The organism is Treponema sp. UBA785 (assembly GCF_002297065.1).
Taxonomy (GTDB): domain Bacteria; phylum Spirochaetota; class Spirochaetia; order Treponematales; family Treponemataceae; genus Treponema_D.
On record NZ_DBJD01000013.1, the window covers coordinates 489 to 2116 of the forward strand.

At 50.2% G+C, this 1628-nt stretch carries 1 protein-coding gene; it reads right to left on the reverse strand.

The features are described from left to right. A partial coding sequence (locus B2X33_RS01045) for a coiled-coil domain-containing protein (RefSeq protein ID WP_296666894.1) occupies window positions 1-1628 on the reverse strand: 1628 nt, incomplete at both ends.

Sequence of the window (1628 nt, forward strand, 5' to 3'; positions counted from 1 at the left end):
CGCAAATCCTGCACTGGCTTCATCTCGCGCACAAGCTCCTCGTTGAGCGTGCTTGTCTGCACAACTTTGCCGCTCACGGTGTTTATTGCGCGCAGCTTTGTAAAGTAGAATGTATAGGTGCTGGGCTTGTCCTTTGCGGCGGCTATGGCGTTGTAGTCAAGCTCAAAGTACAAAATAGGGTCTCCGCGCACCAGAAGAGACGTGTACATGTCGGTGTTGCTTATGTACTCTTCAAGCTGCGCGTCGCTCGCCGTTGCCATGTCAGGGGCTGCCTTTCCTGCTAGTGTCTCGTACTTTACAATGAACGTGTCCTGGAAGAGCAGGATTCCGTCCGAATACAGCGAGAGGTAGGCGTTCCAGCCGCACTTGTCGCCGTCGTAGGTTCCGTAGCCCACCTTAAGCTCGCCTCCCATGCTGCTCACAGTCTTTACTGCGGCAAGCGTCTTGTAGTCCGCGTCAATGCTCTGCAAAAGCGCGTTCTGCTGCGCCATTGTAGACTGCTTTACGCTCTCGCAGTCGGCAAGGAACTTTGCAAGAAGAGCATCGTTGTTTGAAAGCACCTTGTTCGCCCTGCGCTGCTTTGCGGCCTCGGTGGGTTTTCCGTCCTTCATCTCGACGCTCGCCCAGTTTGCCTCAAGAATTTTTAAGGCCTGCTCTGTCTCGTCATCTTTCATCTGCGTGTAAAGTTCCACGCTGCGCGCTTCCACACCCTGCCGTATCTCCACGAGCGCCTTCTTCTTGCTTTCAAGCATGCTTATAAGGCCGAGCACTCCCTGCTTTTCTGTCTTTAGCTTGCGCACCTCGGCTGCTTTTGCCGCGGCATCTTTTGCAAGCTTGTCGCGCTGTGTCTTTAGGGCAATGCTTCGTTCCGCCTCAAGTTTTGAGTCCGCGTCGGCACGTGCCTTTTGTGCCTTCAGTTCTTCCTGTCGTTTTTTTTCCGCATTTTGTTTTTCTTTAAGCAGGGCTTTTTCCGCCTCAATACGGTTCTTGTTCTGGATGGCGTTTATGTCGTTGCTTGTCATAAGCTTGGAAAGCTCAGCATCGTACTCGTTCATCATCTTCTGGAACTGAGCCTCATTCTGCTTTGCAAGGGCAAGCTGGTCGTCAACGCTAAAGTTTGAAGAGCCGCTCGCAAGAAGATTCTTGTTCAGGTCGCTTATCTGAATGCCAAGTTTTTCGCCAAGCGTAAGGGTTAGCTCGTCTATTGCGCCAGTTGAGCCGTAAAGGTATTCGGCCTTTGAATATTCCTTGCTTGTTGCGCTTGCCATCTGCTCGCCAGTTGTAAGGTCGGTAAAATCCACGCTGATTACATATCCGTTGCCTGTCTTGCGAATTTTTGTAAAGAGCGCGTATTTTGCGGTTGTAATTTTTCCAAGCTCGATTGCGGTGGACTCATCGCGGGCATTGCTTTCGCTTTCCGCCTGGAGTTTTTTTAATGCCGCCTCGGACTTTGAGTCAACCACAGTTTTCATTCCAAGAAATTCCTGCAGGTTGCTCTTTAATTTGTCCTGAATCTGTCCCGGAAGCCACGCCGCCACTGAACCGGCAAGGTTTACAACTTCCTGATTCACAACCTGAACGGAGTTTTTTTGAAATTTATTTTCTTTTTTAGCATTATTTTCTATTTT